Below are 21,236 nucleotides of genomic sequence, written 5' to 3'. Positions count from 1 at the left end.
ACTCCGCCCATCCATAACGGCCAAGGATGCGTCAACTGCCGTCAGAACCGGAAGCCGTACGGGAACGGATACCGGAACGGCGACGAGGCGCCCGCCGCGCGGTGCGGCGAACGCCTCGTCCTATCAACGCACTTCCTTACGTACGTATACGTACGCCTCCGGCCGCCGGCTCAGAGCAGCCCGTCCCAGAACTGCTCCAGCAGCACCGACCACCAGCTCTCCGGCGAGGCGAGCGCCGCCGGGTCGAGCGCGGCGAGCTGCGCCTGGAAGTCGACCGTCCAGCGGCCCGCCTGCTCGGGGTTGAGCCCGTAGCGCAGCCGCCACATCCGGCCGAGCAGCGCCATGCAGCGGACGAACTCGGGCAGCCCCGAGTTCACGAACTGCGGCGGCACGGACTGGCCGCCCGGGCCCGCCTCCACCGGCACCGCGACGATGTGCGCGGTGCCGTACTGGACACAGATCGCCCGGCCGAAGTCGGAGCCCATGACCAGGTACGAGCCCGCGTCCGGGGCCGCCTGCACCTGCCGCTGGGCGGCCAGTTCGGCGAGGGTCGGGACCGGCTGGCCGGGCACGGCCTGCGCCCAGAAGAACGGCCCGAAGTCCACCGGCAGCCCCGCCCACACCAGCGTCACCGCGACGGCCTCGGGCACGCCCTGGCGGGACACCGCCCGCTGGTCGAAGCGGAAGACGCCCTGCGGGCCGAAGGCACCGGCCAGCTCGTGCGCCACGCCCTCCGGGGGCAGCGGCGGCGCGGGCTGCACCTGCGGCAGCGGCGCGCGCACCGGCTGCGGCCGGGCGGGACCGTCCGCCACCTGCGCCAGCTCCCCCTGGTGGGTGAGCAGGTGCTGGACTCCCTGGCGGCGGGAGGCGTGGTCCGTGCCGTACGGGGCGACGGAGGTGATCCGCACCTGCGGCCAGGTCTCCCGGATCATCCGCGCGCAGTACCCGCCGGGCAGCTCGCACGACGCCAGCTCGGTGTGCAGCTCCAGGACGTGGTCCGGCGGCACGTTCATCTGGCGCAGCTCGTGGAAGATCTGCCACTCGGGGTGCGGGATGCCGGGCGCCGAGCGCCGGATGAGCTGCTGCTCGGACCCGTCGGCGGCGCGGTAGCGCAGCACGGCCTGGTACCCCGGCCCCACGGTCGGCACCCCGGTGGGCTGCTGGGGATAGCCGTACGCGGGCGGCCTCGGGGGCTGCGGCGCGCCCGGCCCCATCTGGGCGGGCCCGGCGAGCATGGTGGCCGCGTGGTGGACGCCACCGGGACCGGCGGGAGCGCCGGGCATCCCGGGCGCACCGGGAGGCTGGGGCGCGCCCGGCATCCCGGGCGGCCCGGGGGGCTGGGGCGCGCCGGGCCGCCCACCGGCCCCGAGCTGACTGGGGTCGGCCAGCATCGTCGCGGCGTGGTGCGCACCGCCACCGGCGCCGGGCACCCCGGGCGCGCCGGGGGGCTGCGGCGCGCCGGGCACACCGGGCGGCCCCGGCGGCTGGGGAGCGCGGGCGGCACCGGGGGCGCCGGGCGGCCCGGGAGGCGCGGGCGGCTGGGGCCCGGCCCCGAGCTGACCGGGGTCGGCCAGCATGGTCGCGGCGTGGTGCACGCCCCCGCCCGGCGGCGGCGTGGGCGGCCCGGCGGGCTGCGGCCCGTCGGGCCCGAGCTGCGAGACCAGCTGCGTGGGTACGTAGGCGGGCGCCCCACCCGGCCGCGCCCCCGGAACCCCGGGCTCCCCGGGCGGCGGCGGAGTACTCCCCCGGGCCCCACGCGGCGGAGCGGCCTTACTGGTGGCGGCGTCGGCGATGTCGGCGGCGGAGGGGGCCGCCGGGGAGGCGGGGGCACCGGGAGCGGCGGGGGTGCCGGGAGCGGCAGCCGCACCGGGGCCGGCCGGGGCACCGGGCGCACCGGGACCGGGGGGCACGCCCGGGCCGACCGGCGCACCGGAACCACCGGGCGCACCGGAAGCACCGGGGCCGGCGGGCGCACCGGGCGCGTCCTGACCGCCCGTCGCCCCCGGCGGCGGTGCCTGCGGGTCGAGCGCCGGGGCGATGGCCGTCGGCGGGAGCTGGCTGCCGCCCTGGAGCAGCGCCGTCCTGGCCTCCGGGAGGACCCTCGGCGGCGGGGTGTCGTCCAGGTCCGAACCGGACAGCGGCGGGGCGAACACCGTCGCCGGAAGCGGTACGGAGCCCTCGTCCGACCCGGCGTTGGTGTCCGTACCGGCCCATGGGGTCGCCCCGGCCGGCGCATCGGCATCCGGCGCCGGCCACGGCACCGCCCCGGAGGACCCGGGCACGGGAGCCGGCCACGCGGGCGCCGCGTCCTGAGCGGGGACGGGGGCCGGGGCAGGGGCCGGCCACGAGGGGACCGCGTCCTGAACGGGGGGCGGGGTCGAGGTCGAGGCCGGGGCGGAGCCCGGAGCAGGCGTCGGGGCGGGCCACGCAGGTCCCGCGTCCTGGACGGGAGCAGGGGTCGGGGCGGACCCCTGACTCGGGGTCGAACCCAGGGCCGGAGCCGGGGCGGAGCCCTGACCCGCAGCGGGGGCCGGGGCCGGCCACGCAGGTCCCGCGTCCTGGACGGGAGCAGGGGTCGGGGCGGACCCCTGACTCGGGTTGGGACCCGGAGCGGGCGCCGAGGCCGAACCCGGCGCGGGGGCCGGGGCCGGAGTCGAGGGGGACGCCGGAGCCGGAGCCTGGGCCGGGGCCGGAGTCGAGGCGGACGCCGGAGCCGGAGTCTGAGTCGAGGCGGGGGCCGGGGCCGGAGTCGAGGCCGGGGTCGGGCCGTTGTCCCGGCGGTCCGGGATCCCCATCCTGTCCGCCGCCTCCTGCAACCACTCCGGCGGCGTCAGCAGGAACGACGTCTGGTTGAGGTCGATGCGTTCCGGCGCGGGCGCGGGCGCCGCGTCCTCGGGCTCGTCCGCCACGCCGTACTCCTCCTCGTACCGCCGGATCACCTCACCCACCGGCAGTCCCGGCCACAGCGTGGCCTCCCCGCTGTCGCGGGCGATGACGAGCCGCTGGCGGCCGCCGTCCGAGGAGGGGCCCTCGGCCCGGTCCTCGGCCCACACCACGAACCCCAGCTCGAACTCCCGCACCCGCACCTCGCGGTGCTGGTACGCGGGAACGTCCCCGTTGATCCACTCTTCCGCGCGCTCCTGCGCCTGGGCGAAGGTCACCATCACACTCACTCCCCCACCGGTACGGCGCGCGCGAAGCCGCCGTCCACCATCAGGTTCGCCACGGTCTCCAGCTCCGGCGGGTTGCCCGCCAGGCGCTGGAGGAAGTCGTCGAAATCCGTACCGCAGGGCAGCAGCAGCCGCTCCACGCGCTCCTGCACCCCCCAGCCGTCCTGGTCGCGCGCGTCGTCGTACGCGCAGAACCAGACCGAGCCGGTCGCGGAACCCTTCACCTTCACGGCGAGGATGCCGCCCTGGACGAAGGCCACGCCCAGGTAGTCCTTGGTCAGATGGTCGCGCAGGCACTTGTTGACGTAGACGAGGTCGTTGACCGCCGCCTGGTCGCGGACGGTGAAGAACGGCTGGTCCACCAGCAGCCCCAGCTCCGCGTCGAGCGCCGCGCCCACCGGCGCGCAACCGCCCGCCGCCTTCAGGAAGGTCCGGTATGCGCCGGGCAGCCGGTACCCCAAGTCCTCCTCGACGCCCAGGATCTGGGCCTCGGAGACGGACACCAGGTCCTTGGGCACTCCGAAGTGCGCGGGGCGCGTCTCCTGGAGCGGGCGGGTGCCGCGCTTGTCCTGGTCGACACCGGCCGTCGTCAGCCCTCCGTGGTGGCGCAGCAGGGCCTTCACCTCGACCGGGACCAGCTCCAGCCGGCGGGTGCCGGGCACATGGTGCCAGGTCCAGCCGTGCGGGGTGGCGACCGCGGGGACGGTGTCCCACAGCTCGTGCCCGTCGGCGGCGAGCGCCGCGTTGGCCGACACGTAGTCCGTCAGCCGCAGCTCGTCCACGCCGAAGCCCTCCGGCGGCTCCGCGATCTCCGCCGCCGCGCGCGCGTACGCCGAGAAGTCCGGGTAGCCGTCACCGTCCACCCGCACCCCTCGGGGGTGGCGGGAGGCGCGGACCGGGTCCGGGAAGTTCACGACCTGCCCGGCGTAGGCCGCGTTCGGTGGCGCGGCGTGCCCGAGCCGACCTGTCGTCATGGCGGATGCCCCCTGCGTGCGAGCTGCTGCGTCTGGCTGGTGAGGACCAGACTATGCGGTGGGGCAATACCGGGTCCCTGCCGTGCGCCCGGCCCCCGCACCACCGTGACCTGGTGTCACAACCGGGTCACCGTGCGGCGATGGTGACGACACGGACGTAGTGACATCAGAGCCCCAGCTTCCGTACCACTGGGCACATTTGGCAGTCTGTTCCCGCAACGGGGCGTTAACGGGGGCGTTGACACCGGCGGCGAAGAGCGTCGGCAACGGGAGGGACAGCGAGCACCATGCACGGAACGACCGACATATCGGGTACGGCGGCGAACGCCTCCCGGGCCGGGGCGCCGGGGGCGGGAGACCCCCGGGCGGGGGCGCCGACGGCGGCGCCCGGAACCGGGACGGGCCCGGGAACGGGGACGGGGATGGGGCCGGGGGCGGGCCCGGGAACGGGGGATCCGCGGCTCCAGTGGAGCAGCACGACCGCCTCCGCGCCTGTACTGCTGCACCGCCGCGACGGCATCCTTCCCGCCGTGGCCGCCGCGCTCTCGGTCCGGGGCCAGACGCTGACCTGTACCGCGGGCAAGGGCGACCAGCCACCGGTGCTCCACCCGCTCGTACAGGACTTCCACGACACCCTCACCAGCGGCCAGCGCGAACGCTTCACCGGGCGCTGCCCCGAGGCGATCCTGCTCTCGCGCCAGCTCTCCTCCCTGGAGTCGGCCCGCTCGGGCAAGTCACGCAGGTCCGGCCGCAAGCCGCTGACCCACAGCGAGGCGCGCCGCGCGCTGAAGCACGCCAAGGTCACCGCCCGCCGCATCCGCGAGGACGGCGACCCGCTGCACGGCAGCTACGCCCCGCCCTGCCGCTCCTGCACCGCGCTGCTCGCCCACTTCGGGGTGCGCGCCGTGGACCCCGCCGCCGAGAAGGGCTGAACCGCACACGATGCCGGACGTCTCCACCACCCGCTTCCCCGTGCCCGTCGACGCCGCGCTGCGCGCCGCCGGGTGGCACCCGGGCCGCTGGGACATCAGGCAGGCCGAGGCCTGGGCCGACGTACTGCGCGCGCACACCTCGCCCGCCGGGCACCGCCACACCGTGTTCCCGGCGGCCGTGGAGGCGTGGGCCGAGTTCGGGGGCCTGCGGCTGACCGCGCCGGGCCCCGGCCGCCACAACGCGCCCGCCACGGTCCGCTTCGACCCGGTGGCCGGGCTCCATCTGGCCCGTACGTTCGCGGACCTCGGGCGTGCGCTGGAGACGGAGCTGGCGCCGCTGGGGGAGGAGGGGGAGCAGCAGGCGGTGCTGGCGATCGACAGCGAGGGGAGGGTGTACAGCATCGACCACACGGGGGACTGGTATCTGGGCGCGGACCTGGATCTGGCCCTGAACACCCTGATGACCGGAGTCCAGCCGATCCGCCTGACGTCGCCGCGCCCCTGACGCGTCCAGGGCTTCGTCTGCGCCCCGGTGGGAAGCCCCTCGCCAGGAGTTCGTCTGCGACCCGGTGGTGGGTTGCTCGCGCAGTTCCCCGCGCCCCTCAAAACCCTCGTTCGTCTGCGGACCGTGCCCGCGTCTCGCGCAGTTCCCCGCGCCCCCAGGCGTCCGGCGGCACCCGGAACTCCCAGCTCGACCACACCCCCCAGGGGCGCGGGGAACTGCGCGACCAGCCCCCACAACCCGCACACAAAACGCCACCCCAAGCACCCCAAGGGGCGCGGGGAACCGCGCGAGCAACCCCCCACGGGCCCGCACACGAACCCCCGGCCGAAAAAAGGGGCGCGGGGAACTGCGCGACCAGCCGTCCACCACCCGCAGACGAACTCCGGCCAGAGAGGGGCGCGGGGAACTGCGCGAGCAACCCCCCACAACCCGCACACGAACCCCCGGCCAAAAAGGGGCGCGGGGAACCGCGTGGGCAGCCCACTGCGAACCGCGGCCCCTACAACCCCTCCCCCCGGGACGGCAGCACAGCCGACACCCGCCAACCCCCCGCGTCCGTGACCCCGGAGACGAACACACCCCCCAGGGCCAGCACCCGCTCCCGCATCCCCACCAGCCCGTTCCCCCCGCTGGGCAGCCCCGCGTCCGCCGTCGCGCCGTCCGCGGGGCCGTTCTCGATCTGCATCGCCACCTCGGCGTCCCGGTGGGCGAGGCGGACCATCACCTTGGCGCCCGCCGCGTGCTTGTGCACATTGGTGAGCGCCTCCTGGATCACCCGGTACGCGGTCTGCTCCACCAGCGCGTCGTACGCCCGCTCCACGCCGTGCACCGTCAGCTCGACCACCATCCCGGCCTCCCGGGACTGGCCGACCAGCGCCTCGATGTCGGCCAGGCACGGCCCCTCCTCCGCGGCGGCGGCCGCCGCCGCAGCCGCCGCGCCCACGGCCGCGAGCGGGACCGCCGCCGGCACGTCCGGCACGTCCGCCCGGGCCGCCCGGTCCGCCCGGTCCGCCCGCCGCACCGCCTCCCCCGTACGCAGCACGCCCAGCATCTCGCGCAGCTCCGTCAGCGCCTGGCGGCCCATGTCACCGACGAGCACCGCGTTCTTGACGGCCTTCTCCGGGTCCTTGCGCGCCACCGCCTGGAGCGCCGCCGCGTGCACCACCATCAGGGACACCCGGTGGGCGACCACGTCGTGCATCTCGCGGGCGATCCGGGTGCGCTCCTCCGTACGGGCCCACTCGGCGCGCTCCTCCGCGCGGTCCGCGAGCAGCGACAGCTCCCGCTCCAGGGAGTCGGCGCGCTCGCGCAGGGACTCCATCAGCCGGCGCCTGGCCCCTATATAGAGTCCCAGGAGCAGCGGCGGGGCGGTCAGGCCGAGCGCCATCACGCCGGAGAAGAGCGGGACCAGCCAGCGCCCGCCGTCGAAGGCGCCGTCGTCGACGCTCTGGTTCATCCGTACGAACGTGACGATGAAGGTGCCCGCCAGGCACATTCCGGCCAGCGCGGCGGTGATGCGGCGCGGCACCTCGGAGGCGGCCAGGGTGTACAGGCCGACGATGCCGAGCAGAAAGCCCATGTTGGCCGGGGTCACGGCGATGGAGACGAGCACGACGGCGACCGGCCAGCGCCGCCGCGCGGCCAGGGTCACCCCGGCCACCAGCCCGAAGAGCACCCCGGCCGGTACGGGGACCCCCGCGTCCCCGGCGAACTTCACGCCTTCCAGTGCGCACTCGAACGCGGAGGCCAGCCCCAGTCCGATATCCAGGGCGGCACCCCGCCGCCGTTCCCACCACCACCAGCCGCGGGAGGTCGTCCCCGCGGAGTCGTGGTCTGCCCCCGTTGCGGTCATGCCATCCAGCCTACGGGCGCCCGCCAGCGATTTTCCGGTGACTTCAGCAGCACGGAACACGATCGAACACGTACGGTCGCGGCACCCGTCCGGCGGCCCGGCGCATCGGGCGGCGCCCGGTCACGTCGGCGAGCGCGCCGATCTCCGCCGTCGCACGGAAGGCGCTTGGTACGGCATAGTGTTGGGTGCCGATCCGACGGCCTGACGCATTGTCCGGTCACGTCGGTTTCCATCCCCCGTGGTGTAATTGGCAGCACTGGGGCTTTTGGTGCCCTATGTCCGGGTTCGAGTCCTGGCGGGGGAGCTTCTGCGTCGGGTCCTGACTGTCCCAGTCAGGACCCGACGTGTTTCCCCCTCCCCCACCCGGATTTCCGCCCGCCAACCCCCCGGTATCCTGCGGATGTCCACCACACAAAGCCGAAGGGCATTCCCGTGAGCGCCACTCTTCCCCAAGTTCTCGGCTCCGCTCGAACTGGGGATATCCCACTGGCGGCCGTCGTCGTCCTCGCCGCGGGCGAGGGCACCCGTATGAAGTCGGCCACCCCCAAGGTCCTGCACGAGATCTGCGGGCGCTCGCTCGTCGGTCATGTCGTGGCGGCCGCCCGTGAGCTCGACCCCGAGCACCTCGTCGTGGTCGTCGGCCACGCCCGCGAGCAGGTCGGCGCCCACCTCGGCGCGATCGACGCCTCGGTGCGCACCGCCGTCCAGCACGAGCAGAACGGCACCGGCCACGCGGTCCGGATGGCGCTGGAGGAGCTCGGCCAGTCCATCGAGGGCACCGTCGTCGTGGTCTGCGGCGACACCCCGCTGCTGACCGGCGACACCCTGGCCGCCCTCACGCGTACGCACGAGGCCGACGGCAACGCCGTCACCGTGCTCACCGCCGAGGTCCCCGACTCCACCGGCTACGGCCGGATCGTGCGCGACGGCGCCTCCGGCGAGGTCACCGCGATCGTCGAGCACAAGGACGCGACCGAGGAGCAGCGGGCGATCCGGGAGATCAACTCCGGGGTGTTCGCCTTCGACGGAGCGCTGCTCGCGGACGCGCTGGGCAAGGTCCGCACGGACAACAGCCAGGGCGAGGAGTACCTCACGGACGTGCTCGGCATCCTGCGCGAGGCGGGGCACCGGGTGGGCGCGTCGGTCGGCGGGGACCACCGGGAGATCCTGGGGATCAACAACCGCGTGCAGCTCGCCGAGGCGCGGCGGCTGCTGAACGACCGCCTGCTGGAGCGGGCGATGCTGGCGGGTGTCACGGTCGTGGACCCGGCCACCACCTTCATCGACGTGACCGTCACCTTCGAGCAGGACGCGCTCGTGCACCCGGGCACCCAGCTGCTCGGTTCCACGCACCTGGGCCGCGGCGCCGAGGTCGGTCCGAACACGCGGCTGACGGACACCAAGGTCGGCTCCCAGGCGCGGGTGGACAACACCGTGGCGTACGACTCGGAGATCGGCGAGGACGCGTCGGTGGGCCCGTACGCCTATCTGCGGCCCGGCACCCGTCTCGGGGTGAAGGCGAAGATCGGTACGTACGTCGAGACCAAGAACGCGACGATCGGCGAGGGCACCAAGGTGCCGCACCTGTCGTACGTGGGCGACGCGACCATCGGTGAGTACTCGAACATCGGTGCGGCGAGCGTGTTCGTGAACTACGACGGCGAGGCCAAGCACCACACGACGATCGGCTCGCACTGCAAGACGGGTTCGGACAACATGTTTGTTGCTCCTGTCACAGTGGGGGACGGCGCCTACACCGCGGCCGGGTCCGTCATCACCAAGGACGTGCCCGCGGGTTCGCTGGCCGTGGCCCGTGGCCAGCAGCGGAATATCGAGGGCTGGGTGGCCCGCAAGCGGCCGGGCAGCGCGGCCGCGCAGGCGGCTGCGGCCGCTTCCGAAGAGGCCGTTGGCGAAAACTGACCGGAAACATCTGCGCCTGTCACGGCGTACCGTGATAGGCGCACACGATTCGGCTGGCTCGTCGCCAAGGGACCGCGCGGGCTCAGCAGCAGAAGACACCTCTGAGGAGACAGTGCTGTGACCGGGATCAAGACGACCGGCGAGAAGAAGCTGATGCTCTTCTCCGGCCGCGCCCACCCCGAGCTGGCCGAGGAGGTCGCGCACCAGCTGGGTGTCGGCCTCGTGCCGACGAAGGCCTTCGACTTCGCCAACGGTGAGATCTACGTCCGCTTCCAGGAGTCGGCGCGTGGCGCGGACTGCTTCCTGATCCAGAGCCACACGGCTCCGATCAACAAGTGGATCATGGAGCAGCTGATCATGATCGACGCGCTGAAGCGCGCGTCGGCCCGCTCCATCACCGTGATCGTGCCGTCCTACGGGTACGCCCGCCAGGACAAGAAGCACAAGGGCCGCGAGCCGATCTCCGCCCGGCTGATCGCGGACCTCCTGAAGACGGCGGGTGCCGACCGGATCCTCACGGTCGATCTGCACACCGACCAGATCCAGGGCTTCTTCGACGGCCCGGTCGACCACCTCACCGCCCTGCCGGTCCTCGCGGACTACGTGGGCGCCAAGGTGGACCGCTCCAAGCTGACGATCGTCTCGCCGGACGCCGGCCGGGTGCGTGTGGCCGACCGCTGGTGCGACCGTCTGGACGCGCCGCTGGCGATCGTGCACAAGCGCCGCGACAAGGACGTCGCCAACCAGGTGACCGTCCACGAGGTCGTGGGTGACGTCGAGGGCCGTGTCTGCGTCCTGGTCGACGACATGATCGACACCGGTGGCACCATCTGCGCCGCGGCCGACGCCCTGTTCGCCCACGGCGCGGAGGACGTCATCGTGACGGCCACGCACGGCATCCTGTCGGGGCCGGCCGCCGACCGCCTGAAGAACTCCAAGGTCAGCGAGTTCGTCTTCACGAACACCCTGCCCGACCCGGCCGACCTGGAGCTGGACAAGGTCACCGTCCTCTCCATCGCCCCGTCGATCGCCCGCGCGGTCCGCGAGGTCTTCGAGGACGGCTCGGTCACCAGCCTCTTCGAGGAGCAGTAGGCACACCGGAGCCACAGGTCACCGGGGTCACAGAAGATCCTTTTGGGTGCGGCCTCCCGGCCGGGTAGACTCATCGAGTTGCTCGGCGAGGGAGGCCGTACCCGTTTTCGGTACGGCGGTCCGTTATCGACGCGCTCTTCGTAGCAGGCCAGTCGTGGCCGGGTAACCGCCACCCTTTTCCCCCTGCTTCTACGAGGAGTGCACATGTCCGAGATCAAGCTCGCCGCCGAGGTCCGTTCCGAGTTCGGCAAGGGCGCCGCCCGCAGCATCCGCCGCGCCAACAAGGTCCCCGCGGTCGTCTACGGCCACGGCACCGAGCCGGTCCACGTCACCCTTCCCGGCCACGAGCTGCTGCTCGCCCTGCGTACCCCGAACGTCCTGCTCTCCCTGGACATCGACGGCAAGAACGAGCTGGCGATCCCGAAGGCCGTCCAGCGTGACGCCATCAAGGGCTACCTGGTCCACGTCGACCTGCTGCTCGTCCGCCGCGGCGAGAAGGTCACGGTCGAGGTCGCCGTCGAGACCGAGGGCGACCTGGCCCCGGGCAGCTTCCTCGTCGAGAACGTGCTGAACACGCTCTCCGTCGAGACCGAGGCGACCCACATCCCGACCTCCGTCACCGTCTCCATCGAGGGCCTGGAGGCCGGCGCCTCCATCCTCGCCAAGGACGTCCCGCTGCCCAAGGGCACCACCCTGGCCACCGACCCCGAGGCCGTCGTGGTCCAGATCCTGTCGGCCCAGGCCGAGGAGCCGGCCGCGGAGTCCGCCGAGGGCGAGTCCGCCGAGGCCTGAGCCGTACGCTCCGCCTGACTCCGGTGGCGGCCACTGCGGCCCGCCACCGGAGTTCCTCCTGCCGGCACGGACGAGAGACGCAGCACTGATGACCACGGATGCGAACGCGCCCTGGCTGGTCGTGGGCCTCGGCAACCCCGGCCCCGAGTACGCGGGGAACCGGCACAACGTCGGCTTCATGGTGGCCGACCTGCTCGCCTCCCGCGTCGGCGGCAAGTTCAAGGCGCACAAGGCGCGCGCCCAGGTCGTCGAGGGCCGGATCGGTCCGGCCGGGCCCCTCAACCGCCGGGTGATCCTGGCCAAGCCGCTGTCGTACATGAACCTCTCCGGCGGTCCCGTCACCCAGCTGCGCGACTTCTACAAGGTGCCGGTCGGGAACATCGTCGCCGTCCACGACGAGCTGGACATCGACTACGGGGTGCTGCGCCTGAAGTTCGGCGGCGGCGACAACGGCCACAACGGTCTGAAGTCGATGACCAAGTCCTTCGGGCCGGACTACCACCGGGTGCGCTTCGGCATCGGGCGCCCGCCCGGCCGGATGCAGGTCGCGGACTTCGTCCTCAAGGACTTCTCCTCGACCGAGCGCAAGGAGCTGGACTACTTCGTGGACCGCGCGGCCGACGCCGTCGAGGCGCTGGTCGTCGAGGGTCTGGAGCGGGCGCAGTCGACGTACAACTCCTGACGCGGGACAAGGGACAAGCCCCGGCAGCCGTTCGGCCGCCGGGGCTTGTTCCTGTACGCGTGCGGGTCAGCCGGTGTTGCGCAGGCCCGCCGCGACACCGTTGACGGTCAGCAGCAGCGCCCGCGCGAGCAGCGGGTCGGGGTCCTCGCCGCGCTCGGCCTCGGCGCGCTGGCGCGCCAGCAGGGACACCTGGAGGTAGGAGATCGGGTCCAGGTAGGCGTCGCGGATGGCGAAGGTCTGCTGGAGCACGGGGTGCGAGCCGAGCAGTTCGTCGCCGCCGGTGATGCGCAGGACCTCGCTGACGGTGAGGGCGTGCTCGGCCTCGATCGTGGCGAAGACGTGCTTGAGCTCGTCGGGCACCAGGGTGTCCACGTAGTGGCGGGCGATCCGCAGATCGGTCTTGGCGAGCGTCATCTCCACGTTGGAGACGAAGTTCCGGAAGAAGTGCCAGTGCTCGTGCATCTCGTCCAGGACGGTGTCCAGACCGGCCTCGCGCAGCGCCCGCAGACCCGAGCCCACACCGAACCAGCCGGGGACGATCTGCCGCGACTGGGTCCAGCCGAACACCCACGGGATCGCCCGCAGCCCGTCAAGCCCCGCGCCGGAGTCCGGGCGGCGCGAGGGACGCGAGCCCAGGTGCAGCTCGGCGAGCTGGTCGACGGGGGTGGAGGCGAAGAAGTACGCGGGCAGGTCCGGGTCCTCGACCAGCTTGCGGTAGGCCGCGTGGGCGGCGTCCGAGACCGTGTCCATCGCCGCGTCCCAGCGGGCCAGCGCCTCGTCGGACTGGCGCGGGGCGGTGTGCAGGGCGGACGCCTGGAGGGTGGCCGCGACCGTCAGCTCCAGGTTCTCGCGGGCGAGCGAGGGGATGAGGTACTTGTCGGAGATGACCTCGCCCTGCTCGGTCACCTTGATCTCGCCCTCCAGGGTGCCCCAGGGCTGCGCGAGGATCGCGTCGTGCGAGGGGCCGCCGCCGCGGCCGACGGTGCCGCCGCGGCCGTGGAAGAGCCGCAGCCGTACGCCGTAGCGGTGGGCCACGTCGCGCAGCCTGCGCTGGGCGCGGTGGATCTCCCACTGCGAGGTGGTGATGCCGCCGAACTTGGAGGAGTCGGAGTAGCCGAGCATGACCTCCTGGACGTCGCCGCGGAGCGAGACCAGGCGCCGGTAGGAGGGGTCGGCCAGCATCTCGTCGAGGATGACGTCGGCGGCGCGCAGCTCGTCGGTGGTCTCCAGGAGCGGCACGATGCCGATCTTCGCCCAGCCGGCGTGCAGATCGACCAGTCCGGCCTCGCGGGCGAGGACGGCGGCGGCGAAGACGTCGTCGGCGCCCTGGCACATCGAGATGATGTACGACTCGATGACCTCGGGGCCGAACCGCTCGAAGGCCTCCTTGATCGTGCCGAAGACGCCGAGGGTCTTCTGCCCGGCCTCGTCCAGCGGCGCGGGCGTGGGGGCCAGCGGGCGCCGGGAGCGGAGCTCCTTGGCGAGCAGCTTCTGGCGGTACTCGCGCGGCATGTCCGCGTACCGCCAGGACTCCTCGCCCAGGCGGTCGAAGAGCTGGCCGAGCGCGTGGTGGTGGGCGTCGGCGTGCTCGCGTACGTCCATGGTGGCGAGCTGGAGGCCGAAGGCGGCGAGGGTGCGGATGGTGCGGTCCATCCGGCCGTCCGCGAAGAGCTCGCCGCGGTGGGCCCGCAGGGACGTCTGGATGAGGGTGAGGTCCGCCAGGAGCTCGGAGGTGCCCAGGTAGTCGCGGCCGGGCCGGTGCGGGGTGCCCTTGGCGAGCCGCTCCTTGGTGTTGACCAGCTTCTGGCGTACGCAGGTGGCCTTGAGCCGGTAGGGCTCCTCGGCGTTGAGCCGCTTGTAGCGGGGGCTGATCTCCGGGAGCGCCTCCAGGTCGGCCTGGAGGGAGGCGAGGAGCTCGTCGGTGGCGCCCGCGTAGCGGATCGAGTTGGAGAGCAGGCCGCGCAGGTAGTCGATCACTTCCAGCGCGTCGTTGATGCCGTGCTCGTGCTGGAGGATCAGCACGTCCCAGGTGACCTGCGGGGTCACGTTGGGGTTGCCGTCGCGGTCGCCGCCGATCCAGGTGCCGAAGGTGAGCGGGCGGGTGCCGGCGGGCAGCTCGACGCCGACGCGGGCGAGCTCGGCCGCCAGGTCCTCCAGGACGTCGCCGACGGCGCCGGCGTGCAGCTCGTCCAGGTAGTAGATGGCGTTGCGGGCCTCGTCGGCGGGCTCGGGGCGCACCACACGCAGCTCGTCGGTCTGCCAGATGAGGTCGATGTTCTCGGCGAGCCGCAGGTCGACGCGGCGCCGGTCGGCCTCGGTGACCGGGGTCTCCAGGAGCGCGGCGATGCGGCGCAGCTTGTTGAGGACCGAGCGGCGGGCCGCCTCGGTGGGGTGCGCGGTGAAGACCGGGCGCACGTTCAGGTTCTTGACCGTCTCGCGCAGGTGCTCGGGGTCGGCGTCCTTGAGCATGTCGGCGGTGCGGGCGAGCAGTCCGCCCTCGGTGGCCCGGTGGGCGCGCAGCTCGCGGCCGCGGTGCACCTGCTCGGTGACGTTGGCCAGGTGGAAGTAGGTGGAGAAGGCCCGGACGAGCTTGGCGGCGGTCTCCACCTCGGTGCCGCCGAGCAGCTCGGCGGCGGCCTCGCCGTCCGTACGGGTGAGGGCGCGTACGCGCTCGACGAGCTCCAGGAGCTCGGGGCCCTCCTGGCGGACGAGCGCCTCGCCGAGGAGATCACCCAGTCGGCGGATGTCGGCGCGAAGCTCGGGGCTGGCGGCGTGGGTCTGGTCGGCACTGCTCACAGGTGCGGCTCCTTGCAGTGTTTGAGCACGTCTGGAGGGGTACTGGAGGCTTGCGGACCGCGCTGTCCGACGAGACCCAGGATAGGTGTCCCTACGTGCGACGCGGTCCACTGCCCTCTTGTGCCCACTTGTACGGCGGCGGGGCACTGCCATACTTACGTCGCCGTAGGTTACGGATCCGTAGCCAGGGCCTCTCGTCTCTTCACTCACCCCACGGGGGGATCCCCAATGACCACAAGCCCCGACCTCATCGATCCGGCCACCGAGCCGCCGGGTCCCTCCGCGACGCGCGGGGGCGAGAGCAAACGGTCCGTGGAACAGATCGCACTGCTGCTCTTCATCGTCGTCCCGTTCGTGGCGCTGCTCGCCGCGGTGCCTCTGGCCTGGGGCTGGGGCGTGAGCTGGCTGGACCTCGGCCTGATGGTGTTCATGTACTACCTGGGCTGCCACGGCGTCACCATCGGTTTCCACCGCTACTTCACGCACGGCTCGTTCAAGGCCAAGCGCCCCTTGCGCATCGCGCTCGCGGTGGCCGGTTCCATGGCGGTCGAGGGGCCGCTGGTGCGCTGGGTGGCCGACCACCGCAAGCACCACAAGTTCTCCGACGCGGACGGCGATCCGCACTCTCCGTGGCGGTTCGGCGAGACGCTGCCCGCGCTGATGAAGGGCCTGTGGTGGGCCCACATCGCGTGGATGTTCAACGAGGAGCAGACCTCGCAGGAGAAGTACGCGCCGGATCTGCTCAAGGACCCGGCGATCCGCCGGATCTCGCGCGACTTCGTGTACTGGACGATCCTGTCCCTGGCGATTCCGCCGATCGTGGGCGGTCTGGTGACGATGTCGTGGTGGGGCGCGTTCACCGCGTTCTTCTGGGGCTCGATGGTGCGGGTCGCGCTGCTGCACCACGTGACGTGGTCGATCAACTCCATCTGCCACGCGGTGGGCAAGCGCCCGTTCAAGTCCCGCGACCGCTCCGGGAACGTGTGGTGGCTCGCGGTCCTGTCGTGCGGCGAGTCCTGGCACAACCTGCACCACGCCGACCCGACCTCGGCCCGGCACGGTGTGATGCGCGGCCAGATCGACTCCAGCGCGCGGATCATCCGCTGGTGCGAGCAGCTGGGCTGGGCGTACGACGTGCGCTGGCCCACCGAGGACCGGCTGGACGCCAAGCGCAGCGAGCCCGGCGCCCCCTCCCGGCGGGCGGAGAAGGCCCACGAGGAGAGCGCCCGTAAGGACAGGGCCACCGAGGCGGCATGATGGAGGACGTGGCGACCGACTCCAGCACCACCCGCGCGACCAGCAGCAACGGCTCGGCGGGCACCGAACGACCCCGGCGGACCCGTCGTACCCGGATGACGGGCGCGGAGCGCCGGGAGCAGTTGCTGGACATCGGCCGCACGCTCTTCGCCGAGAAGGGCTTCGAGGGCACCTCGGTGGAGGAGATCGCGGCGAAGGCCGGCGTCTCCAAGCCGGTGGTGTACGAGCACTTCGGCGGCAAGGAGGGGCTGTACGCGGTGGTGGTCGACCGGGAGATGCGCTCGCTCCTGGACGGGGTGACGGGCGCGCTGACGGCCGGGCACCCGCGCGAGCTCCTGGAGCAGGCGGCGTTCGCGCTGCTCGACTACATCGAGAAGTACACGGACGGGTTCCGCATCCTGGTGCGGGACTCGCCCGTGGCGCAGTCGACGGGCACCTTCGCCTCGCTGATCTCCGACATCGCGACCCAGGTCGAGGACATCCTGGGCCTGGAGTTCAAGGCCCGCGGCTTCGACCCGAAGCTCGCCCCGCTGTACGCGCAGGCGCTGGTCGGGATGGTCGCGCTGACCGGGCAGTGGTGGCTGGACGCGCGCAAGCCGAAGAAGGCGGAGGTCGCCGCGCACCTGGTGAACCTGGCGTGGCACGGCCTGGACGGGCTGGAGCAGAAGCCCCGGCTGATAGGGCACCGCAGAAGCTGAACGGGCGGATCGTAAAAGATCTCGAATGGGCCGCGAGTTCTCTCGCGGCCCATTTTCCTCTTCAACCACACGAGTATCGGCTGTAGGCTTCACGCACATTCCCGGGGGGGATTCGAGCATTCCTTCGTGAGCGGCCCTGCGCGCCTCGACGCACCTCTCGACGCGCCGCGTGCGGGCCCCGCGAGGACTGTTCCCGCGTACGTGCGCTTTCCGTGTTCCGCGCTGTATTCCTCCCGGTTCCACCCGCATATTCCCTGGGGGGAATTTTGTCTTCTGTGCGCACCTCGCGCCCGGGCCGTCTCGCGGCCTGCACCGCCCTCGCGCTCTCGGCCGGCATGCTCCTTTCGGGCACGGCCTCGGCCGACGAGGCGCCGAAGGCGCCGCACACGGCCGTGAAGCCGGCCGGGCCCCGCCTCACCACGCTGCCGTCGCTGTCGCTGCCGCAGCACGCCAAGCGGTCCGCGGCCGCCGCGGCCACCCCGCTCAAGCCCCGTCTGGACCTCGACAAGGACGGCTCGGGCGACCTGCTCTACCGGGCGATCAACGGCAAGGCCTACATGGAGACGGGCAAGCTGAGCCAGGAGTTCGCCAACTCCTTCGGCGCGTACAAGGACCTGGTCGCCCCGGGCGACCTGGACGGCGACGGCTCCCCCGAGCTGCTGACCGTCTCCCCCACCGGGACCCTGTCGCTGTACGCGGGCGCGGGCACCGGCGGCGCGTCGTACGCCACCTGGACCGGCCAGGGCTGGAACGCGTACAACAAGCTCTTCGCCCCCGGTGACGTCAACGGCGACGGCAAGTACGACCTGCTGGCCCGCACGCCCGGCGGCGAGCTGTACCTGTACCTGGGCAACGGCAGCGCCACCGGCGACCCGTTCGCCTCCAAGGTCAGGGTCGGCGGCGGCTGGCAGGCCTACGACCAGCTGGTCGGCGCCAACGACATGAACGGCGACGGCGTCGGTGACGTCCTGGCCCGCACCCCCGGCGGCGACCTGTACTTCTACGCGGGCACCGGCAGCGCCGCCGACCCGCTGAAGTCGCGCGTGCGGGTCGGCGGCGGCTGGGACTCGTACAACCAGATCGTGCCCCTGGACGACACCGACAACGACGGCCTCGCCGACATCGCCACGCGCAGCCCCGGCGGCAGGCTCTACCTCTACCTCGCCGACGGCAAGGGCAACTTCAAGGACCGCATCACCGGCGGCCCGCAGTGGAACAGCTCCGTGGTGTTCGCCTCGCAGGGCGGCACCCCCGCGTACGGCAAGGGCGACCTGATGGGCCGGGACGCCAAGGGCACGCTGTACTACTACTACTCCCTGAACAACGGCACGCTGAGCGCCCGCCAGCAGGTGAGCAGCGAGGGCGGCTGGCTCGGCGCCCGCATGGGCTACGCGTCGTCCCTGGACGCCGACAACGACCCCGAGCTGTTCGAGGTCTACGAGAACAACCTGTACGCCGACAACGCCTACATCAGCGGCGGCTGGGGCGGCTACAACCTGGTCGTGGGCCCCGGCGACCTCAACAACGACGGCAAGGGCGACCTGCTCACCCGTGACGGCTCCGGCACCCTGTGGCTCCAGCGCGGCAACGGCGAGGCCACCGGTTTCGCCTCCCGCCTGAAGATCGGCGGCGGCTGGAACGCGTACAACCGGATCGTCGGCGCGGGCGACCTCACCGGGGACGGCCTGACCGACGTCGTCGCGCGCACCGGCGACGGCAAGCTGTACCTGTACGCGGGCACCGGCTCCTCCGCGTCCCCGTTCCGCGCGCGCGTCTACGTCGGCCCCGGCTGGCAGCAGTTCCGGAACATCGCGGCCCCCGGCGACCTGGACGGTGACGGCCGGACGGACCTGATCGCCACCAACTCCCGTGGCGAGGCGTTCCGTTACAGCTCCAACGGCTACGGCGGCTTCAAGTCCCGCGTGAAGCTGGGCGACGGCTGGAACACCTACAACGACCTGTTCTAGCAGTCCCGCCTCCGGTTCCCCGCGTCCCCGAGGGGGCGCGGGGAACCGGCGTTTTCCGGCGGCTACCCGGGCGCCGGGACCTCCGGCGGCCGGCCGTCCTGGGCGGCGGACATCAGCGGTCCTTCCTGCGGGCGACCGCGAAGATCCGGCGGAAGGGGAAGACCGTGCCGTGCGGGCCCGGCGGGTAGGCGCGGCGCAGCAGGTCGCGGTATTCGGCGAGGAAGGCCTCGGTGGCCTCCTCGTCGTCGGCGAGGGCGGTCAGGGCCGGGCGCAGGGCGGTGCCCTTGACCCAGTCCAGGACCGGGTCCTCGCCCGGCAGCAGCTGGGAGTACGTCGTCTCCCACACGTCCGCCTCGCAGCCCAGGCCGGTCAGGCGCAGCAGGTACTCGGCGGGGCTGAGGATGTGCACGTACCGGCGCCCGTGCTCACCGAGGCGTCCGCGCCAGCGCGGCGACTCGCAGAGCTCGCCGAGCAGGGCGTGGCTGGGCGAGGTGAAGTTGCCGGGGACCTGGAAGGCGAGGGTGCCGCCGGGGGTGAGGCCCTCGATCCAGCAGGCGAAGGACTCGGGGTGGTTGGGGACCCACTGGAGGGCCGCGTTGGAGACGATCAGGTCGTACGGCTCCTCGGGGGTCCAGTGGGCGAGGTCGGCCGGGCGGAAGTCCAGCCAGCCGCCGCCCGGGGTGGTGCCCGCGTGGTCCTTGTCGGCCTGGGCGAGCATCTCGGGCGAGAGGTCGAAGCCGGTGACGCGGGCGTCGGGCCAGCGGTCGGCGAGCAGCGCGGTGACGTTGCCCGGGCCGCAGCCGAGGTCCGCGATCCGGACGGGCGGACGGGTTCCGGGCGCCGGGAGCGCGCCGGGGGTGCGCTGGGCGCCCACGCGCGGGGCGGCGGGCCCGCCGGCGGCGGCCGTGTCGGCGGCGGCCGCGCCGGCGGAGCCCGGCAGCGCCGGGATCCTCGTGAGCAGGTCGAGGAACGGGCGGGTGCGGTGGCCGGAATGGTGCAGGTACTGCTGCGGATCCCAGACGGGAGCGGGCAGCGGGGCGGACGTCCGGGGGGACGCCCCGGTGGACTCCCGGGCCGGCGTCTCTACGGACTCCGGGACGAAATCGGAATGCATGTTCGAGCCCCCTTGCAGGTGCGGCTGACCGAAACGGAACAGGGTCCCGGGCCCTCCATGCCCAATGGTGGGGCTTTATATATCTTGACGTCAAGAGACTTCACGTCGACAGACCCTCTACACTGATCGACATGGAGGACGAGGTCGACCGACTGGTCTCAGCATGGCGCCGCGAGCGCCCGGACCTCGACGTGGAGCCCCTGGAGGTGCTCAGCCGCGTCAGCAGGCTGGCGCGCCACCTCGACCGGGCGCGCAGACTCGCCTTCTCCGAGCACCAGCTGGAGCCCTGGGAGTTCGACGTCCTGACGTCCCTGCGGCGCGCGGGAGCGCCCTACCAGCTCTCTCCCGGGCAGCTGCTCACCCAGACGCTGGTCACCTCGGGCACCATGACCAACCGGATCGACCGCCTCGCCAAGAAGGGCCTGGTCGAGCGGCTCCCGGACCCCAGCGACCGGCGCGGGGTGCTGGTGCGCCTGACCCCCGAGGGGCGCGACCGGGCGGACCAGGCGCTGGCCGGGCTCCTGGAGCAGGAGCGGGCGATCCTGGCCCAGCTGTCGCGCACCCAGCGGGGGGAACTCGCGGCGCTGCTACGCCAGTTGACCGCCCCGTTCGACAACGTCCCCGGCTAGGTCGGCCGGGCCGACCCCGGCCCGGCGCGCCAGGGCGACGGCGGCGAGGGTGGAGTGCACCCCGAGCTTGCCCAGCACGTTCTGCATGTGCGTACGGACCGTGTGCGGGGAGAGGAAGAGGCGTTCGGCGACGGCCTTGCGGCCGAGCCCCGCGACCATGCAGCGCAGCACCTCGCGCTCGCGCGGGGTCAGCGACTCCACCAGCCGCTCGCTCTCGGTGCGGTGCTTGCGGGCGGCGGTGAGCTCGCGCAGGACGCCGGTGAGCAGCGCGGGCGGCAGATGCGTCTCGTCCCGCAGCACCCCTCTGATCACCGCGAGCAGTCGCTGGAGCGAACAGTCCTTGGCCACCCAGCCGGACGCCCCCGCCTGGAGGGCGAGCGCGGCGCGGCGCGGGTCGTCCTTCTCGGCGAGCACCACCGTCCGTACGGCGGGCTGACCCGAGCGGACCCCGGCGACCAGCGAGATGCCGTCCACCAGGCCGTCGGCGCCGCCGCCGTCCGGCACGGCCCGGGCGACCGGCGCCCCGGCGAGCGCGCCGAGGTCGGCGTCGACGAGCATCACGTCGAAGCGGCGGCCCTCGGAGGCCCCGCGCTCCAGACAGCGCAGCGCCGCCGGGCCGCTGCCGGCGGCCGCGACGTCGACGTCGGGCTCGGCCGCCAGCGCGGCGGCCAGCGACTCCGCGAAGATTCGGTGGTCATCCACCACGAGAACCCGGATACGAACCACAGACACCCCCATGCGTCGGGGAACGGACCGGTCGGGGCACGGCGCCCGGAAGGGATCAGAGCGCAGTCGCGCGGCCGCCGCCGTGGACTGACCGATACCCCACCCCGGGCGTCGTACCCGACTGTCTCGC

At 72.9% G+C, this 21,236-nt stretch carries 16 protein-coding genes and 1 tRNA gene; 11 read left to right on the top strand and 6 right to left on the bottom strand.

Features of this window, described 5'->3' with window-relative positions:
- Positions 1-170: 170 nt before the first annotated feature.
- Both AC069K_RS21375 and AC069K_RS21370 read right to left on the bottom strand, forming a co-directional pair.
- Positions 171-3,164 carry an SUKH-4 family immunity protein gene (locus AC069K_RS21375; protein ID WP_478618542.1) on the bottom strand — a complete coding sequence of 998 codons (2,994 nt, stop codon included), beginning with the start codon at positions 3,162-3,164 and terminating at the stop codon, positions 171-173.
- Positions 3,165-3,169: 5 nt separating this feature from the next.
- Positions 3,170-4,144, bottom strand: coding sequence for an SMI1/KNR4 family protein (locus AC069K_RS21370; protein ID WP_365105860.1), 975 nt, complete (start codon positions 4,142-4,144; stop codon positions 3,170-3,172).
- 422 nt (positions 4,145-4,566) lie between these two features.
- On the opposite strand from AC069K_RS21370, the gene AC069K_RS21365 reads away from it, so the two are divergent.
- Positions 4,567-5,076: a YwqJ-related putative deaminase gene (locus AC069K_RS21365; protein WP_478618769.1), complete on the top strand. Its 510-nt coding sequence runs from the start codon at positions 4,567-4,569 to the stop codon at positions 5,074-5,076.
- A 10-nt stretch (positions 5,077-5,086) separates the two neighbouring features.
- Positions 5,087-5,581: an SUKH-3 domain-containing protein gene (locus tag AC069K_RS21360; RefSeq protein ID WP_358836495.1), complete on the top strand. Its 495-nt coding sequence runs from the start codon at positions 5,087-5,089 to the stop codon at positions 5,579-5,581.
- A 499-nt stretch (positions 5,582-6,080) separates the two neighbouring features.
- Here the strand turns inward: AC069K_RS21360 and AC069K_RS21355 are convergent, their stop codons facing one another.
- Positions 6,081-7,433, bottom strand: a complete 1,353-nt coding sequence (locus AC069K_RS21355; protein WP_478618539.1) for a sensor histidine kinase — start codon at positions 7,431-7,433, stop codon at positions 6,081-6,083.
- A gap of 232 nt (positions 7,434-7,665) precedes the next feature.
- Here AC069K_RS21355 and AC069K_RS21350 point away from each other — a divergent pair.
- The 5 genes from AC069K_RS21350 (at position 7,666) to pth (ending at position 11,919) form a co-directional block, all read left to right on the top strand.
- Positions 7,666-7,737 (top strand) — tRNA-Gln (locus AC069K_RS21350).
- A gap of 128 nt (positions 7,738-7,865) precedes the next feature.
- Positions 7,866-9,353, top strand: coding sequence for a bifunctional UDP-N-acetylglucosamine diphosphorylase/glucosamine-1-phosphate N-acetyltransferase GlmU (gene glmU / locus AC069K_RS21345; protein ID WP_478618536.1), 1,488 nt, complete (start codon positions 7,866-7,868; stop codon positions 9,351-9,353).
- Between the two features lie 117 nt (positions 9,354-9,470).
- Positions 9,471-10,445, top strand: coding sequence for a ribose-phosphate diphosphokinase (locus AC069K_RS21340; protein ID WP_358836491.1), 975 nt, complete (start codon positions 9,471-9,473; stop codon positions 10,443-10,445).
- Positions 10,446-10,649: 204 nt separating this feature from the next.
- Positions 10,650-11,237 (top strand): 50S ribosomal protein L25/general stress protein Ctc, encoded by a 588-nt coding sequence (locus AC069K_RS21335; protein WP_358836490.1) that lies wholly within the window; start codon positions 10,650-10,652, stop codon positions 11,235-11,237.
- 88 nt (positions 11,238-11,325) lie between these two features.
- The gene (gene pth / locus AC069K_RS21330; RefSeq protein ID WP_358834659.1) at positions 11,326-11,919 is read left to right on the top strand and encodes an aminoacyl-tRNA hydrolase; all 594 of its coding nucleotides are present in this window, start codon (positions 11,326-11,328) and stop codon (positions 11,917-11,919) included.
- Positions 11,920-11,985: 66 nt separating this feature from the next.
- Here the strand turns inward: pth and ppc are convergent, their stop codons facing one another.
- Complete coding sequence (gene ppc, locus AC069K_RS21325; RefSeq protein ID WP_478618531.1) at positions 11,986-14,715, bottom strand: phosphoenolpyruvate carboxylase; 2,730 nt, start codon at positions 14,713-14,715, stop codon at positions 11,986-11,988.
- 228 nt (positions 14,716-14,943) lie between these two features.
- On the opposite strand from ppc, the gene AC069K_RS21320 reads away from it, so the two are divergent.
- From AC069K_RS21320 to AC069K_RS21310, 3 genes are all read left to right on the top strand, one after another.
- Positions 14,944-15,972, top strand: coding sequence for an acyl-CoA desaturase (locus AC069K_RS21320; RefSeq protein WP_478618528.1), 1,029 nt, complete (start codon positions 14,944-14,946; stop codon positions 15,970-15,972).
- Positions 15,969-16,670 (top strand): TetR/AcrR family transcriptional regulator, encoded by a 702-nt coding sequence (locus AC069K_RS21315; protein WP_358834656.1) that lies wholly within the window; start codon positions 15,969-15,971, stop codon positions 16,668-16,670. The genes AC069K_RS21320 and AC069K_RS21315 overlap by 4 nt, the downstream gene beginning before the upstream one ends.
- A 275-nt stretch (positions 16,671-16,945) precedes the next feature.
- Positions 16,946-18,637: an FG-GAP-like repeat-containing protein gene (locus AC069K_RS21310; RefSeq protein WP_478618525.1), complete on the top strand. Its 1,692-nt coding sequence runs from the start codon at positions 16,946-16,948 to the stop codon at positions 18,635-18,637.
- 112 nt (positions 18,638-18,749) lie between these two features.
- Here the strand turns inward: AC069K_RS21310 and AC069K_RS21305 are convergent, their stop codons facing one another.
- On the bottom strand, positions 18,750-19,751 hold the full coding sequence (locus AC069K_RS21305) for a methyltransferase domain-containing protein (RefSeq protein ID WP_478618522.1): 1,002 nt from the start codon (positions 19,749-19,751) through the stop codon (positions 18,750-18,752).
- Between the two features lie 131 nt (positions 19,752-19,882).
- Between AC069K_RS21305 and AC069K_RS21300 the strand changes: the two genes are divergently transcribed.
- On the top strand, positions 19,883-20,380 hold the full coding sequence (locus AC069K_RS21300) for a MarR family winged helix-turn-helix transcriptional regulator (RefSeq protein WP_358835919.1): 498 nt from the start codon (positions 19,883-19,885) through the stop codon (positions 20,378-20,380).
- On the opposite strand, the gene AC069K_RS21295 is transcribed toward AC069K_RS21300, so the two are convergent.
- Positions 20,339-21,118, bottom strand: a complete 780-nt coding sequence (locus AC069K_RS21295; protein ID WP_358835920.1) for a response regulator transcription factor — start codon at positions 21,116-21,118, stop codon at positions 20,339-20,341. The genes AC069K_RS21300 and AC069K_RS21295 overlap by 42 nt on opposite strands.
- Positions 21,119-21,236: the final 118 nt, after the last annotated feature.

The sequence above is a fragment of the Streptomyces sp. NPDC043908 genome, from assembly GCF_056435525.1.
This window is presented reverse-complemented; position numbering and strand designations above follow the sequence as displayed.

Excerpts from the sequence above, each read along its gene's own strand:
- AC069K_RS21375 (WP_478618542.1), bottom strand. The coding sequence starts at position 3,164 with ATGGTGACCTTCGCCCAGGCGCAGGAGCGCGCGGAAGAGTGGATCAAC.
- AC069K_RS21370 (WP_365105860.1), bottom strand. The coding sequence starts at position 4,144 with ATGACGACAGGTCGGCTCGGGCACGCCGCGCCACCGAACGCGGCCTAC.
- AC069K_RS21365 (WP_478618769.1), top strand. The coding sequence starts at position 4,567 with ATGGGGCCGGGGGCGGGCCCGGGAACGGGGGATCCGCGGCTCCAGTGG.
- AC069K_RS21360 (WP_358836495.1), top strand. The coding sequence starts at position 5,087 with ATGCCGGACGTCTCCACCACCCGCTTCCCCGTGCCCGTCGACGCCGCG.
- AC069K_RS21355 (WP_478618539.1), bottom strand. The coding sequence starts at position 7,433 with ATGACCGCAACGGGGGCAGACCACGACTCCGCGGGGACGACCTCCCGC.
- AC069K_RS21335 (WP_358836490.1), top strand. The coding sequence starts at position 10,650 with ATGTCCGAGATCAAGCTCGCCGCCGAGGTCCGTTCCGAGTTCGGCAAG.
- pth (WP_358834659.1), top strand. The coding sequence starts at position 11,326 with ATGACCACGGATGCGAACGCGCCCTGGCTGGTCGTGGGCCTCGGCAAC.
- AC069K_RS21320 (WP_478618528.1), top strand. The coding sequence starts at position 14,944 with ATGACCACAAGCCCCGACCTCATCGATCCGGCCACCGAGCCGCCGGGT.
- AC069K_RS21315 (WP_358834656.1), top strand. The coding sequence starts at position 15,969 with ATGATGGAGGACGTGGCGACCGACTCCAGCACCACCCGCGCGACCAGC.
- AC069K_RS21305 (WP_478618522.1), bottom strand. The coding sequence starts at position 19,751 with ATGCATTCCGATTTCGTCCCGGAGTCCGTAGAGACGCCGGCCCGGGAG.
- AC069K_RS21300 (WP_358835919.1), top strand. The coding sequence starts at position 19,883 with ATGGAGGACGAGGTCGACCGACTGGTCTCAGCATGGCGCCGCGAGCGC.
- AC069K_RS21295 (WP_358835920.1), bottom strand. The coding sequence starts at position 21,118 with ATGGGGGTGTCTGTGGTTCGTATCCGGGTTCTCGTGGTGGATGACCAC.